15 protein-coding genes are annotated in these 13644 nt (G+C 73.4%); 6 read left to right on the top strand and 9 right to left on the bottom strand.

The features are described 5' to 3' along the window. Window positions 1-69 precede the first annotated feature (69 nt). A complete protein-coding gene (locus GA0070564_RS05270; protein ID WP_218104875.1) occupies window positions 70-975 on the top strand; it encodes an EamA family transporter in 906 nt (301 codons plus the stop codon). A gap of 73 nt (window positions 976-1048) precedes the next feature. On the opposite strand, the gene GA0070564_RS05265 is transcribed toward GA0070564_RS05270, so the two are convergent. Beyond that, the gene (locus GA0070564_RS05265; RefSeq protein ID WP_088969449.1) at window positions 1049-1540 is read right to left on the bottom strand and encodes an NUDIX domain-containing protein; all 492 of its coding nucleotides are present in this window, start codon (window positions 1538-1540) and stop codon (window positions 1049-1051) included. A gap of 70 nt (window positions 1541-1610) precedes the next feature. Between GA0070564_RS05265 and GA0070564_RS05260 the strand changes: the two genes are divergently transcribed. Then, on the top strand, window positions 1611-3245 hold the full coding sequence (locus GA0070564_RS05260) for a fatty acid--CoA ligase (protein WP_176730586.1): 1635 nt from the start codon (window positions 1611-1613) through the stop codon (window positions 3243-3245). Between the two features lie 209 nt (window positions 3246-3454). Here GA0070564_RS05260 and GA0070564_RS05255 read toward each other — a convergent pair whose 3' ends face one another. The 6 genes from GA0070564_RS05255 to GA0070564_RS05230 form a co-directional block, all read right to left on the bottom strand. Continuing rightward, window positions 3455-4468 (bottom strand): NADPH:quinone reductase, encoded by a 1014-nt coding sequence (locus GA0070564_RS05255; protein ID WP_091603220.1) that lies wholly within the window; start codon window positions 4466-4468, stop codon window positions 3455-3457. A gap of 582 nt (window positions 4469-5050) precedes the next feature. Next, the gene (locus tag GA0070564_RS05250; protein ID WP_091603217.1) at window positions 5051-5308 is read right to left on the bottom strand and encodes a TipAS antibiotic-recognition domain-containing protein; all 258 of its coding nucleotides are present in this window, start codon (window positions 5306-5308) and stop codon (window positions 5051-5053) included. Between the two features lie 28 nt (window positions 5309-5336). After that, window positions 5337-5990: an HAD family hydrolase gene (locus tag GA0070564_RS05245; RefSeq protein ID WP_091604600.1), complete on the bottom strand. Its 654-nt coding sequence runs from the start codon at window positions 5988-5990 to the stop codon at window positions 5337-5339. 38 nt (window positions 5991-6028) lie between these two features. Beyond that, window positions 6029-6889, bottom strand: a complete 861-nt coding sequence (locus GA0070564_RS05240; protein WP_176730585.1) for an SCO6745 family protein — start codon at window positions 6887-6889, stop codon at window positions 6029-6031. A 142-nt stretch (window positions 6890-7031) separates the two neighbouring features. Continuing rightward, window positions 7032-7706, bottom strand: a complete 675-nt coding sequence (locus GA0070564_RS05235; protein ID WP_091603211.1) for an FKBP-type peptidyl-prolyl cis-trans isomerase — start codon at window positions 7704-7706, stop codon at window positions 7032-7034. Window positions 7707-7815: 109 nt separating this feature from the next. Then, window positions 7816-8463, bottom strand: a complete 648-nt coding sequence (locus GA0070564_RS05230) for a DUF4241 domain-containing protein (protein ID WP_091603208.1) — start codon at window positions 8461-8463, stop codon at window positions 7816-7818. 60 nt (window positions 8464-8523) lie between these two features. Here GA0070564_RS05230 and GA0070564_RS05225 point away from each other — a divergent pair, with 60 nt between their 5' ends. Next, window positions 8524-8916, top strand: a complete 393-nt coding sequence (locus tag GA0070564_RS05225) for a PPOX class F420-dependent oxidoreductase (protein ID WP_091603205.1) — start codon at window positions 8524-8526, stop codon at window positions 8914-8916. A gap of 33 nt (window positions 8917-8949) precedes the next feature. Here the strand turns inward: GA0070564_RS05225 and ku are convergent, their stop codons facing one another. Then, complete coding sequence (gene ku, locus GA0070564_RS05220) at window positions 8950-9993, bottom strand: non-homologous end joining protein Ku (protein WP_091603202.1); 1044 nt, start codon at window positions 9991-9993, stop codon at window positions 8950-8952. Window positions 9994-10079: 86 nt separating this feature from the next. On the opposite strand from ku, the gene ligD (GA0070564_RS05215) reads away from it, so the two are divergent. Together ligD (GA0070564_RS05215) and ligD (GA0070564_RS05210) are read left to right on the top strand one after the other, a co-directional pair. Beyond that, on the top strand, window positions 10080-11018 hold the full coding sequence (gene ligD, locus GA0070564_RS05215) for a non-homologous end-joining DNA ligase (protein ID WP_091603199.1): 939 nt from the start codon (window positions 10080-10082) through the stop codon (window positions 11016-11018). Continuing rightward, window positions 11011-11922: a non-homologous end-joining DNA ligase gene (gene ligD / locus GA0070564_RS05210; RefSeq protein WP_091603196.1), complete on the top strand. Its 912-nt coding sequence runs from the start codon at window positions 11011-11013 to the stop codon at window positions 11920-11922. Before ligD (GA0070564_RS05215) ends, ligD (GA0070564_RS05210) begins: the two co-directional genes overlap by 8 nt. Here ligD (GA0070564_RS05210) and GA0070564_RS05205 read toward each other — a convergent pair. Continuing rightward, a complete protein-coding gene (locus GA0070564_RS05205) occupies window positions 11849-12928 on the bottom strand; it encodes a hypothetical protein (RefSeq protein ID WP_091603193.1) in 1080 nt (359 codons plus the stop codon). The two genes, ligD (GA0070564_RS05210) and GA0070564_RS05205, sit on opposite strands and share 74 nt — an antisense overlap. Window positions 12929-13024: 96 nt before the next feature. On the opposite strand from GA0070564_RS05205, the gene GA0070564_RS05200 reads away from it, so the two are divergent. Then, window positions 13025-13615, top strand: a complete 591-nt coding sequence (locus GA0070564_RS05200; protein WP_091603190.1) for a hypothetical protein — start codon at window positions 13025-13027, stop codon at window positions 13613-13615. The last annotated feature ends 29 nt before the right edge of the window (window positions 13616-13644 follow it).

Raw genomic sequence — 13644 nt, 5'->3', positions numbered from 1 at the left:
GCAATGCTGAACGTTCCGTCCAGCATTAACACGTGGACGCGAACGGTGTGGGCGGGCTCTACTGGGCGCATGTCCGTCACCACCTCGGCCCGCGCCGGCACCGCCATGGCGGTCGCCGCGATGAGCTGCGTGCAACTCGGCCTCGCCGCCTCGGTCGGGCTCTTCGACGCCGTCGGTCCCGAGGGCACCGCCTGGCTGCGCCTGGCCTGGGCCGGCGTGCTGCTGGCCGTGCTGGTCCGCCCCCGCCCGTCGGCCTTCACCCGCTCCGCCCTGCGCGCCTGCCTGGCGCTGGGCGTGGTGACCGCCGCGGTGACCATCCTGTTCATCGCCGCAGTGGCCCGGCTGCCGCTCGGCACGGCCAGCGCGCTGGAGTTCCTCGGCCCGCTCGGCGTCGCCGTGGCCCGGGGGCGGGGCCGAGCCCGGCTCTGGGCGGCGCTCGCCGCGGTCGGGGTGCTGCTGCTCACCGAGCCCTGGCACGGCGGGGTCGACCCGGTCGGCGTCGGGTACGCCCTCGGCGCGGCGCTGTGCTGGGCGGCGTACATCCTGCTCACCCAGCGGGTCGGCGACGAGGTCGCCGGGCTGCGCGGCCTGGCGGTCTCCATGCCGGTGGCCGGGGTGGTCGCCACCGTGGCCATCGGGCCGTCGGTGGTCGGCGACCTGACCTGGTCGGTGCTGCTGGCCGGGCTCGGGCTGGCGGTGCTGCTGCCGGTCGTCCCGTTCGCGTTGGAGCTGCTGGCGCTGCGCCGGCTCACCGCCGCCGCGTTCGGCACCCTGATGAGCCTGGAACCGGCGATCGCCCTGCTGGTCGGTCTGCTCGCGCTCGGGCAGGTGCCCGGGCCGGCCGCGGTGGCCGGGATCGCCTTCGTGGTCGCCGCCGGCATCGGCGCGGAACGCAGCGGCACCCGGGCGGAGCCCACCGCGCCCGCCGCCGACACCGCCGCCGAGATGGAGGCGAGGAGCCCGGCCACGCTCTGACCGGGCTGCGAGGTGTTAAGAGGGGGCCCTTCCTATACCGAAGGCGTTAACAGGGGGCCCCTGCTTGCACCGGCTACTTGAGGATCAGGCGGTTGGTCTGCTCGAAGACGTCCAGGTCGGCCAGGGTCTCCAGGACGCTTGCCGAGAGCGGGGCGGGCAGCTCGTCGCGGTGGAAGAAGCCGGCGTCGGTGGTCTCGTCGGTGAACCGGGCCAGCTCGCCGTCCCACTCGTCGATCCGGAACGCCGTGGTGAAGATCTGGTACGTGTGCCCGTACATGTTGGTGTGGGTGCGGTCCGGCCCGGTGTAGAGGGCGAACGCGCTGACCCGCAGCGCCCGCAGGCCGGTCTCCTCGCGGACCTCGCGCACGGCGCAGTCGGCGATCGACTCGCCCAGCTCCATCGCGCCGGCGGGCATCGCCCAGTGGCCGTTGTCGGATCGCTTGATCAACAGCACCCGGGCGGCGTTGTCCCGCAGCACCGCGCGGGCCCCGACGAACATCAACGTGCGGTCGCCGGCCAGGGAACGCAGCTGACCGACGTACGAGTCGGCCCAGGAGATGCTCACCCGGCCAAGATACGGGGGTTCCCAACGCGTGACCGGCGACACTAGCTTGTTACCCATGCGTAGCACGATGATGGACGCCCCCCTCCAGGTCGCTCGGATCCTCGAACACGGCTCCACCGTGCACGGCACGGCGGAGGTCGTCACCTGGACCGGCGCCGAGCCCCGCAGGATGTCGTACGCCGAGGTCGGCCGCACCGCCGCCCGGCTCGCCCATGCCCTCCGTGACGAGCTGGGTGTCACCGGCGACGAGCGGGTCGCCACCTTCATGTGGAACAACGCCGAGCACCTGGTGGCGTACTTCGCCGTGCCCAGCATGGGCGCGGTGCTGCACACCCTGAACATCCGGCTCTTCCCCGACCAGGTCACCTACATCGCCAACCACGCGCAGGACCGGGTGGTGATCGTCGACTCGACGCTGATCCCGCTGCTGGCGAAGGCGATCGGTCAGATGACCACGCTGCGGCACGTGGTGGTGGTCGGCGGCGGCGACCCGGCCGCGCTGCTCGCGGCGACCGGCGACCGGGTCGCCGTACACCGGTGGGACGACCTGCTGGCCGGGCGGCCGGACCGCTACGACTGGCCGGCGGTCGACGAGCGGGACGCCGCCGCGCTCTGCTACACCTCCGGCACCACCGGCAACCCCAAGGGGGTCGCCTACTCGCACCGCTCCATCTACCTGCACTCGTTGCAGATCTGCATGCCGGAGGGCTTCGGGCTGGGCCCGACCGACCGGGAGCTGGCCATCGTGCCGATGTTCCACGCGATGTCCTGGGGCCTGCCGTACGCGGCGTTCCTCTCCGGCGCGGCGCTGATCATGCCGGACCGGTTCCTCCAGGCCGCCCCGATCGCCGAGATGATCGCCACCGAGCGGCCCACCCTGGCCGGCGCGGTGCCGACCATCTGGAACGACCTGCTCGCCCACCTGGACAGCCACGACGTGGACACCTCCTCGCTGAAGGAGGCGATCGTCGGTGGTTCGGCCTGTCCGCCGGCGCTGATGCACGCCTTCTCGGAGCGGCACGGCATCGAGGTGGTGCACGCCTGGGGGATGACCGAGATGTCCCCGCTCGGCTCGGTCTCCCGCCCGCCGGCCGGGGCGACCGGCGACGATGCCTGGCGCTACCGCTACACGCAGGGGCGAGTGCCCGCCGGGGTGCAGGCGCGCATCGTCGGCCCGCTGGGCGAGCCGCTGCCCGCCGACGGGACGTCCGTCGGCGAGCTGGAGGTTCGTGGGCCGTGGGTGACCGCCACGTACGTCGGTGACGACATCCCGGACGAGGAGAAGTTCCGCGACGGCTGGCTGCGTACCGGGGACGTCGGCACCCTCTCGCCGGACGGCTTCATCACGCTGACCGACCGGGCCAAGGACGTGATCAAGTCCGGCGGCGAGTGGATCTCGTCGGTGGAGCTGGAGAACGCCTTGATGGCCCACCCGGACGTGGTGGAGGCCTGCGTGGTGGGGGTGCCGGACGAGCGTTGGGGTGAGCGTCCACTGGCCACCGTGGTGCTGCGCGAGGGCGCCGAGGTCGGCGTCGAGCAGCTGCGCGAGTTCCTCGCCGGCACGATCGCCCGGTGGCAGCTGCCGGAGCGTTGGGCGGTCATCGACGCGGTGCCGAAGACCAGCGTCGGCAAGTTCGACAAGAAGGTCGTCCGTTCCCGGTACGCCGACGGCGGGCTGGCCGTACGCGAGTTGACGGCGCCGTAACACTTTTGCGGAGTACGACGCCTGTTGGGCAGGGACGTACTCCTGAGACATCCCCCCCAGGGGCGGCCCCGGCGTTCGCACCGCGCCGGGGCCGCCCGCTTCTGGGGGGTCCGTGCCCGGTTCGGCACGGTGCGCCCCGCACGGTCATTCTTGCGAAACTTGTTCGCCTCTGTCCCGGTGACTGCGAAATTCGCTTGCGTACGCCCTGGTCAGGCGTCACTCGTCGTGATCAGTACCTTGCCGACCACCGAGTTCTCCACCGCCTCGTGGGCGGCCCGCGCGGAGGACAACCCGTGGTGGTGCAGCGGCAGGCCGGCCTCCTCACCGACCCGGACCGCGCCCTGGGCGACCGCGGCGGCCACGTCCTCGACGCCCTGCGCCTTGGCCACCTTCGGCTCGGTGTAGACCAGCACGAACTGCCAGCGGGCGTTCGGCACCATCATCGACCGGATCGGGATGGTGACCTCGTCACCGCCGTCGTCGGCGTACACGCAGACCGCGCCGCCGGTGCGCAGCAGCTGGGCGTCGGCGGCGGCGTTGCGGGCGGCGGAGACCTCGACGATCGTGTGCACCCCGTCGGGCGCGATCTTGCGGACCTCCTCGACCACGTCCTGCTCGCGGTAGTTGACCACGAACGACGCGCCGGCCGCCGCGGCCAGCTGCGCCTTCTCCGGGCTGCTCACCGTGGCGATCACACACGCGTCCGCCCAGCGGGCCAGCTGGATCGCCGCGTTGCCCACCGCGCCCGCCCCGCCCTGCACCAGCACCGTGTGGTCCGACAGGGCACCCGCGTGCAGCTTGTCCGGCATGAACTCACCGGCCGTGAGGCAGCGGTGCGCGGTCAGGAACGGGATGCCCAGGCAGGCGCCCAGGTCGAACGAGGCGTCACCCAGCCGCACGGCGTGCCGCACCGGCACCAGCGTGTACTCCGCCGCCGTGCCCCACGGACGCTGCCACGCGACCTCCCACAGCCAGACCCGCTCGCCGATCCACTCCCGGTCCACCCCGCCGCCGACCGCCTCGACCACGCCCGCGCCGTCCTGACCGGGCGTCTGCCAGCCGGCCGGCAACGCCCACTGCCGGCGGGCCTTCCAGTCCGTCGGGTTCACCCCCGACACGGCCACCCGTACCAGCAACTCACCCGGCCCGGGCTCCGGCACCGGCTTGTCGACCAGTTCGAGCACCGTCGGGTCGCCGGTGCGCTCGTACACGATCGCCTTCATCGCCGGTCTCCTCACCTCGATGCCCGGGGCCCTGCCCTACCCGCCGGATCGGTGATCATTCCGATCCGGGCCGCCCCGGAAACCGTACAACCGGGTAGTCGGCGTCGGGAGGCGGACCATGCGGGACATTGCGGCGACGCGGCCGGCACCACAGCCAAAGGTCGCGCCCGAAGCCGGCGCGGCCAGGCCCGGCCCGACCACGCCCGGCCCGACCACGCCCGGCGCGGCCAGGCCCGGCCCGGCCACACCCGTTCCGCATCCGTCCCGGCCGGAGCGACGCCGGCTGCCCCGCTCCAGCCGCAGCCGCTCGATCTGACCCGGGACTCACCCGTTGCCGGAGTGGTCGTCGGATGACCCCTGTGGACGCTACCGACCTGATGGCACAGACGACTCAGCCTCGCGATCACCACCTCCGGCCACAGCCGATGCGCACCGTCAACATCGATCTGCCTGCTCCGCCGCGGGGCACCCGGCACGGTGAGTCGTTTGTGTCATCAGATCGAAAGGCGCGACGACGGCATGCACGGACCCCGCCGGCGCAGCGAGGGGTGGCGGACCGGCTGCGGGCGACCGGCTGAGCGGTCAGCCGGCCGCGTTCGCCGCCTTCACGTACGCGATCAGCTCCGGGCTCGGGCCGGCGTACCGCTGGCTGATCTCGACGCTGTTCTCCGCCTGCATCCGGTAGAGCGAGTCGCGCAGCCCCGGATCCCCGCCGTGGAACGCGGCCAGCAGCTCCATCCAGCGGCGGGCCAGCGCCCGCACCCTCGGGTCGGCGGGGTCGGTGCCCGCCTCCTGCTCGGCGCGTACCTTCGCGATGAGCTCCGGCCACTCGTCCTGCACCGACCGGACGGCCTCCGGCCGGCACGACTCAGCCGAGGCGCTGCACCAGCTCCGGGGTGAGCGCGTCGATCGAGGGCAGCACCACGGCGGCCAGCGCCGCCGCGTCCGGGTCCAGCGGGTACGCGCCGTGCGGCACCGCCACCACCCGCATCCCCGCCGCCGCGGCCGAGCGGACCCCGTTGGAGGAGTCCTCGACGGCGACGCAGCGCCCCGGGTCCACCTCCAGCCGGGTCGCCACGTCCAGGTAGACGTCCGGGGCCGGCTTGCCGCGCGCCGTCTCCTCGGTCGACAGGGTCGCCCCGAACGCGTCGGCCAGGCCCGTCGCGGTCAGCGCCGCCGCGATCAGCCGGGTCGGCGACGAGCTGGCCAGCCCCAGCGGCCAGCGCGCGGCCAGCGCGCGCACCACCCGGTCGGCGTCGTCGATCAGGGGTACGTGGTCGGCGTACCGGCGGGACATCTCGGTGACCACCTCTTTGGCGACCTGCTCGGCGCTGCGGTCCACGCCCAGCTCACCGCTGAGGTACGCGGCCCACTCGCCGGTGCTCATCCCCATCAGCCGACGTTGGGTGTCCGGCTGCCAGGTGCCCCCGTGCGCGGCCACGTACGCCCGCCGCACCTGCTCCCAGACCGGCTCGGAGTCCACGATCACGCCGTCCAGGTCGAAGATCACCGCATCCGTCACGTACCCCATCCTGCCGGACCGGGCGGGCGGACGCCCGGTCAGCGGGCCCGGGCCGGCGCGTCCGCGTCGGCGGCGCCGCGCTGCGCGGGCAGGCCGATCGGCGCCCGCGCCGGGATGATCGTCCGGCACCGGGTGGCGATCGGTTCGAGCAGCTCACGCAGCCGGTGCGTACGCTCGGCGCCCAGCGCCCGCCACGGCCCGGCCGCCGCCCGGTCGGTGGCCTCCTCGACGGCCCGGAACGTCGCCGTCGCATGCTCGGTCGGGCGGTGGTCGGCGGTCAGCCAGCCCCGGTCGACCAGCCGATCCTCGGCGACGGCCCACTCCTCGTCGGTCCAGCCGCGGGCCGGCTGGTGGAACTCGCGGTACTGGTCCACCCGGCACCGCCAGGCGACCACCTCGGCCGGGTCCAGCCCGGTGGCGACCAGCGCCGCGACGTGCCCGTCACCCCGGTGCTCGCGCAGGGTGGTGGCCGCCTGCCAGAGCCGGGCCAGCGGATATTCGCCCCGGGGCAGCGCGGCGTTGACCGCGCCCAGCACCCGGCCGGCCGGCTCCACCCGCCCGGCCGCCTCCTCCAGCAGCTCCGCCGCCTCCACCAGGTGCGACTCGGGCAGCTCGTAGGTGAACTCGGCGAGCGCCTGCACCGCGCCGGTGAGCCGGGCCCGCAGGGTCTCCTCCGGGGTGGCCAGCCGCCACACCGAGGGCAGCGCCCGGGCCACCATGCCGGGGGCGAAGCTGAAGAAGGCGGCGACCACCGGCGCGGCCGGGACCGCCCCCAGCGGGGCGGCCCGACCGGCGAAGTAGCCCCGCCAGTAGCCGCGCAACCCGACCGCCTCGTAGGCGGCGCGGGCGCGCGGGTGGAAGTAGGTCACCGCGTGGACCGGCTCGAAGTGGGTCCACATGGTCCGGGTCAGGCCCGGTTCGTCGTCCAGCGCCGGCACGTGCACCTCCGCGTCGCCTGGGGCGGTCACCGAGGACGGCGGACCGCCCTCGGTGACTGTGAACCTACTGCCCGTGGGTGACGTGGAGGAAGAGCGATGTGACCTACTGCGCGGCGAGGACGTCCACCACGAAGCGCAGCGGGCCGGCCGGACGGCCGTTCTCCGGGGAGGCGTCGGGGTACGCCAGCGCCTGCGGGATGTCGAGCTGCACGCGGCTGCCCACCGGCACGCCGACCAGGCCCTGGTCCCAGCCCTTGATGACCTGACCGACGCCGATCGGGAAGCTGACCGGCTGACCGCCGTTCCAGGAGGCGTCGAACTCCTTGCCGTCCTTGTAGAAGACGCCCACGTAGTTCGTGGTGATGGTCTGGCCGGCCTTCACCGCCGGGCCCTTCCCCTTGACCAGCGGGGTGACCGTCAGCTTGGTCAGCTCGCCCTTGCCGGCGGCGACCTCGGGCCGCTTGGCCAGCGCCGGGTCGGTGCCCGGGGGCAGCTGCGGCGCGCCCGGGGTGGGCGGCTGCTCCGCCGCCGGGGCGGTGGCCTCGGCGGTGGCCGTCGGGGTGGCGGTGGCCGGCTTGTCGTCGTCGCCGCTGTTGAGCCAGACGATGCCACCGATCAGGGCGGCCACGGCCAAGACACCGGCGAAGGCGCCCAGCATCGCCTGGCGCCGCTTGCGCGCCTCGGCGGCCTTCTTCGCGGCCAGCTGGGCGGCGAGCCGCCGCTCCCGCTTGGTGCCCGGGGCGTCGTCCTCCGACCGGTTCTGCACCTTTTCGCTCACGTCGTCGACTCCCTGCCGGTTGGGTGCTGGGGCCCGGGCGACCGGTGCCGGGGCCAGCGCACACGGTACCCGCCGCGGCCGGCCCGCCGCCGCCTGCCTTTCACACCCGTCACTGTGGCCACGGCAGCACCGCGAAGTCGGTCACGAAGCAGGCGACCGCCCCGCCGGCGGTGCGACCGATCCAGGTGCCGTAACAGCCGTCACCCCAGCCCGACCAGACGGTCAGCACGTTCGCCCCGGTCGACTCGTCGACCACCGCGTCGACCAGCCCCGGGACCGGACCGGCGGCGGCGTCCTGCTCGGCCGCGAAGGCGCCGACCGTCCGGTCGTCGTCCCAGCCCTCGAGCACGGCCAGCGCCGCCCGGTCGGCGAGGGTGCCGGTGCCGGTGTCCACGCCGTAGCCGAAGAAGTCGTCGTCGGCGAGGGCGGTCGGGTCCTGGTCGTCGACCAGCGCCGGCTCCCAGCCGGCCACCGGCTCGTCGCGGATCACCAGTTGGAGGGCGGCCACCCGGCGGTCGGTCTCGACGCCGTCGCGGCGTACCGACGCCACCCAGGCCCGCGCCGGGTAGGAGCCCGGGGCCACGGTGACGGTGTACGGCTCGGAGTCCGCGCCGACGAACGGGTCGCAGCCGACCACCTGCCCGGTGGGCAGCACCACGGTGCCCGCCGGGTACGCCTCGATGACGTACTCCCCGGCGTCGTCGGCGGAGTGCGGACCGGGGGTGAGCAGACGGTCCAACTCGGGCAGGTACGGCATGCGGGTCCTCTCGGCGGGGGTGGCCGGCGGAGCGTACCCATCGGAGGTAGTTTCCGGTGCATGGCGATCCTCACCGAAGCAGACGTGGCCCTGCTCTCCGAGCCGCAGCTCGCCCATGTGGCCACCATCGAACCCGACGGCACGCCGCACGTGACCCCGGTCTGGGTGGACACCGACGGCGAGCACATCATCTTCAACACCGCCAAGGGGCGGCAGAAGTTCAACAACATGCAGCGCAACCCGGTGGTCGCGGTGTCCGTGGTGGACAAGGCCGACGACTTCCGCACCCTCTGGGTGAAGGGCGCCGTCGAGTTCGTCACGGAGGGTGCGGACGAGCACATCGACCGGATGGCGAAGAAGTACCTGGGTCAGGACACCTACCCGTTCCGCCGGGCCGGCGAGGAGCGGGTGATCGTCCGGATCACCCCCACCCAGAAGCTCGGCCGAGGCTGAGCTGTCAGAAGGGGGCCCCTCCCTGCACCCCGGTCAGGCGGTCTTGCGGGGGGCCGCCTTCTTCTCGGCGGTCTTCTTCGCGGGCGCCTTGGTGGCCTTCTTCTCCGCGGTCTTCTTGGCGGCGGCCTTCTTCGCCGGCTCGGCCTTCTTCGCTGCCGTCTTCTTCGCCGGGGCGGCCTTCTTCTCCGCGGTCTTCTTCGCCGGGGCGGCCTTCCCTGCCGGGGCGGCCTTCTTCTGCGCCGACCGGGCCGACGAGATCGGGGTGGGCTGACCCGCGCCGCCACCCTCGGGCGCCTCGCCCCGAGCCGCCCGGGCCCGGTCCACCGACGCCCGCAGCGCGGCCATCAGATCCACCGCCGCGGCCGGCGCGGCCTCTTCCTCCTCCGGCTGGACGACCTCGCGTCCCTCGACCTTCGCGTCGATGACCTCCTGCAACGCCGCCCGGTAGTCGTCGGTGAAGGCGTCCGGCGCGAACTCGCCGGTCATCGAGTCGATCAGCGAACTGGCCATGGCCAGCTCCGGGGGGCGAACCTTCAGGTCCTCGTCCAGGAAACCGAAGTCGGGGGTACGCACCTCGTCCGGCCAGAGCATCGTGTTGAGCAGCAGCACGCCCTCGCGTACCCGCAGGGTGGCGAGCTGTTCGCGTTGGCGCAGCGCCACCTTGACGATGGCCACCCGCTCCGAGTCGGCGAGCGCGTCGCGCAGCAGCACGTACGGCTTGGTCGCCGTGCCCTCCGGCTCGAGGAAATAGGCCTTGTTGTAGAGGATCGGGTCGACCTGCTCGGCGGGGACGAACTCCAGCACGTCGATCGCCCGGGAGCTGGTCAGCGGCAGGTCGGCGAAGTCCTCGTCGGTCAGGATCACCATCTCGCCGCCGCCGAGGTCGTACCCCTTGGCGATGTCGTCGTAGGTGACCTCCTCGCCGCAGACCGAGCAGGTCCGCTTGTACCGGATACGACCACCGTCGGAGCGGTGCACCTGGTGGAAGCGGATGTCCTTCTCCTCGGTGGCCGAGTAGAGCTTCACGCCGATCGAGACCAGCCCGAACGACACGGCCCCTTTCCAGATCGCCCGCATGGCGTGCTCCTCTCCGGAGATCCTGACCAGAATCCCAAATGATCGAACGACCTGCACGCTCTTCCGCGCGCTACTACAGTCGAAAGGTGCCCGGCGCGCCGTTGAAGCCGATGCTCGCGATCACCGGGCAGCTCCCGGCCGGTGCCGGCTGGGCGTACGAGTTCAAGTGGGACGGCATCCGGGCCCTCGCCGACATCCAGCAGCACCGCCAGCGCCTGTACGCCCGCAGCGGCGTGGACGTCACCGTCGCGTACCCGGAACTGATCACCCTGGCCGAGCAGGTCGACGACGCGCTGCTCGACGGCGAGGTGGTGCTCTTCACCGACGGTCAGCCGTCGTTCACCGCCCTGGCCGAGCGGATGCACGTCCGCAACGCGGCGAAGGCGGCCCGGCTGGCGGCCACCGTGCCCGTCACGTACATGGTCTTCGACCTGTTGCGGTTGCGCGGCGAGGACCTGACCGGGCGTCCCTACCGGGAGCGGCGGGCGGCGCTGGAGTCGCTCGGCCTCGGCGCGGCCCGGTGGGCGGTCCCGCCGGCCTTCGGCGACGGCCCGGCGACCTACGAGGCGGCCGGCGAGCACGGCCTGGAGGGGGTGATGGCCAAGCGGGTCGACTCGGCCTACCGGTCCGGGGTGCGCTCGCCGGAGTGGGTGAAGGTCAAGCTGGAGGTGACCGGGGACTTCGTGGTCGGCGGCTGGCGCCCCGGCGCCCGCAAGATCGGCGGCCTGCTGGTCGGGGTGCCCGGCCCGGACGGCCGGCTCACCTACCGGGGCCGGGTCGGCGGGGGGATCGGCGCGCCCATCGAACGCGAGCTGCTGCGCGAGCTGGAGCCGCTGCGCTCACCCGGGTCACCGTTCGCCGACGACGTGCCGCGCGAGGATGCCCGGGGGGCGATCTGGGTACGTCCGCAGGTGGTGGTCGAGGTGAAGTACGGGCAGCGCACCCCGGACGGGCGGCTGCGCTTCCCCCGGATCCTGCGGCTGCGCCCGGACAAGCCGGCGGAGGAGGTGGCCGACGATGCCTGAGCGGTTCAAGGTCGAGGTCGAGGGGCGCTCGCTGGAGCTGTCCAACCTGGACAAGGTGCTCTTCCCGAAGGCAGGCTTCACCAAGGGCGAGGTGATCGACTACTACACCCGGATAGCGCCGGTGCTGCTGCCGCACCTGGCCGACCGGGCGCTCACCCGGATCCGCTTCCCCAACGGCGTCGAAGGGAGCTCGTTCTTCGAGAAGAACGCCCCGGCCGCCACCCCGAGCTGGGTACGCACCGAGAACCTGCCCGCCCCCGGCTCCAGCAAGGGGCGGGAGACCATCGACTACGTGGTCGCCGACGACCTGCCCACCCTGGTCTGGCTGGCCAATCTGGCCGCCCTGGAGCTGCACATCCCGCAGTGGAAGATCGGCGCACACCCGGACCTGATGGTGGTCGACCTGGACCCGGGCGCCCCGGCGGCCCTGCGGCAGTGCTGCGAGGTCGCGCTGCTGATGCGCGACCGGCTCGCGGCCGACGGCATCGACTCCTACCCGAAGACGTCGGGCAAGAAGGGCATGCAGCTCTGCTGCCCGATCGCCGGCACGCAGGACGCCGAGGACGTGTCCGGCTATGCCAGGCGGATCGCGCGGGAGCTGGAGCAGGCGCACCCGAAGTTGGTCGTGTCGAAGATGGCGAAGAACCTGCGCCCCGGCAAGGTCTTCATCGACTGGAGCCAGAACAACGCGGCGAAGACGACGGTGGCGCCGTACTCGCTGCGCGCCCAGGCGGTGCCGTCGGTGTCGACGCCGCTGACCTGGGACGAGGTGGCGGCGGGGGCGGCCGGGAGGCGGCCGGCGACGAAGCCGTACCCGGCGACCGAGGTGCTCAGGCGGGTGGAGAAGTCGGGTGACCTGTTGGCGCCGCTGCTCGACGGTGGCCCGGAGCTTCCTGCCGCCTGATCCGCGTCCACGCGGTGGACAGGAGCACCAGGATGATCACGCTGGCCAGCACGTCGCTGGCCAGTGCCATCCCGGGCGAGGCCGCGGCGTACGGCGGGGCCGCGTACGCCATCGCCGCGACGGCGAGCAGCGCACCGGCCACGGTCGCCAGCACATGCCGTTGCCCCCATCCCGCCCGCCGTGACCAGCGCACGACGAGCGTCCCGACCAGGATCGCCACGGCGGCCAGGACCGCTACGCCGGCCCAACCGGGCACCGAGTTCACCGCCAGGAAGCCGACGAAGACCAGCAGTCCGGGCAGGGCGGGGTGCGGAGAACGGGCCACCGACCGTTGCGGGGCCTGCCGCCACCGGGGCAGCAGCGCCGCGCCGACCAGGACGAGGGGCAGCACCGCCGCCGTGGTGAGCTGGAGCGGGCTGGCCAGGAACCCTTTCCGTCCGCTCTCGTCGGAGAAGATCAGCAGGCTGCCCAGCAGATAGAGGGCACCGACCACGACCAGCCCGATCCGGCCCAGCCAGGGCGCCCGGCGCCGGGCCGGGGACATCATCGACTCGACCAGTGCGATGGGCGCGCAGATGCTCAGGGCGATGTGGTTGACCAGGTACACCGACGCCTGCTGAGCGCTGATCCCGAGCACCGGGACGTGGGTGGAGTCGGCGCTGGCCTGGGTGTCGGCGTACTCGGTGTCGGCCAGGAAGGCCGGGTTGAACAGCGACTGGTCCACCAGGCCGGCCTGGACCACGCCGAAGGCGGTGGCGAGCAGCACCACGGCCGGCCAGCCGGCCCCGGTGCGCCGCACGGTCTCCCTGATGAGTACGGCCGCGCCGCCGTACATCGGGGCCAGGAAGATCACGACGAGCGGGAAGTCGGTGACCGCGAACCCACCCCACGAACACTCGGCCGTCCAGGGGGCGAGCACCAGCAACCCCGCCGCGGGGGCGACCCGACGCCAGCGGGCCGGCGGGCGACCGGTGACCACGGCGGCCGGATCCGGATCGACGGACATGGTCCCATCATGGCCGGTCCGCGCCAGCAGGCGACAGACCGCTTCGTGGCCGACGGTCGTCGCGCCGGGCGCCGGGACCGCTGGATAGGGTGAGCCGTGGACAGCGGTGAACTGAGGCGTGAACTGGGTGCCCTGCCGGCGCTCGTGGTGCGGGCGGTCGGCCCCGAACTGCACGTGAGCGTGCCGGCGATCGACGACACCGTACGGCTGCGGCCCGACGCGGTGCTGCGGGCCCGGCGGATCTCCTCCCCGCAGGGCGACCCGGCCCTGGAGCTGGCCGTGCGGCACGGCGAGGCGGTGCTGCCGCTGATCCTGCTCGACGACGACGTGGTGTGGGCGCCGGCCGACACCGCCTCGCAGCTCGACAGCGCCCTGCCGGTGCGGATCTCCGACGCGCCGCCGCTGGTGGCGTACTCGGAGATGGAGCGCAACGGCCTCGGCGCGGCCCGCGCCCTGGACGGGCCGACGGCCGACCTCGACGCGGTCGGCGCGACGCTGCTGCTGCAACGCTGCATCATCGCCGGGGCGCTGCGCCACGGGCTGCGGCCGGTGCGCGCCGTCGCCTGGTGGCGGCAGCTCGCGGAGCGGCTCGGCGACGACTTCACCCTGGGCCGCTTCCGGCCCGACCCGCAGTGGGACGCGCTGCTCGCCGACGCGGACCGGGTGCGACCGCTGCCCCCGGCGTAGCCCGCCTGCCGGCGCTGCCCGCCCGCTCG

Origin of the sequence: Micromonospora mirobrigensis, from assembly GCF_900091555.1 — a bacterium.
Taxonomy (GTDB): Bacteria; Actinomycetota; Actinomycetes; order Mycobacteriales; family Micromonosporaceae; genus Micromonospora; species Micromonospora mirobrigensis.
Note: the sequence above shows the minus strand (reverse complement) of the source record. Positions and strands in the feature narration are given on the sequence as shown.

Bases quoted from the DNA above. Each gene is read 5' to 3' on its own strand.
- GA0070564_RS05260 (WP_176730586.1), top strand. From the start codon at position 1,611: ATGGACGCCCCCCTCCAGGTCGCTCGGATCCTCGAACACGGCTCCACC.
- GA0070564_RS05225 (WP_091603205.1), top strand. From the start codon at position 8,524: ATGGCGATCCTCACCGAAGCAGACGTGGCCCTGCTCTCCGAGCCGCAG.
- GA0070564_RS05255 (WP_091603220.1), bottom strand. From the start codon at position 4,468: ATGAAGGCGATCGTGTACGAGCGCACCGGCGACCCGACGGTGCTCGAA.
- GA0070564_RS05230 (WP_091603208.1), bottom strand. From the start codon at position 8,463: ATGCCGTACCTGCCCGAGTTGGACCGTCTGCTCACCCCCGGTCCGCAC.
- GA0070564_RS05205 (WP_091603193.1), bottom strand. From the start codon at position 12,928: ATGTCCGTCGATCCGGATCCGGCCGCCGTGGTCACCGGTCGCCCGCCG.
- GA0070564_RS05270 (WP_218104875.1), top strand. From the start codon at position 70: ATGTCCGTCACCACCTCGGCCCGCGCCGGCACCGCCATGGCGGTCGCC.
- ku (WP_091603202.1), bottom strand. From the start codon at position 9,993: ATGCGGGCGATCTGGAAAGGGGCCGTGTCGTTCGGGCTGGTCTCGATC.
- ligD (WP_091603196.1), top strand. From the start codon at position 11,011: ATGCCTGAGCGGTTCAAGGTCGAGGTCGAGGGGCGCTCGCTGGAGCTG.
- GA0070564_RS05240 (WP_176730585.1), bottom strand. From the start codon at position 6,889: ATGTGGACCCACTTCGAGCCGGTCCACGCGGTGACCTACTTCCACCCG.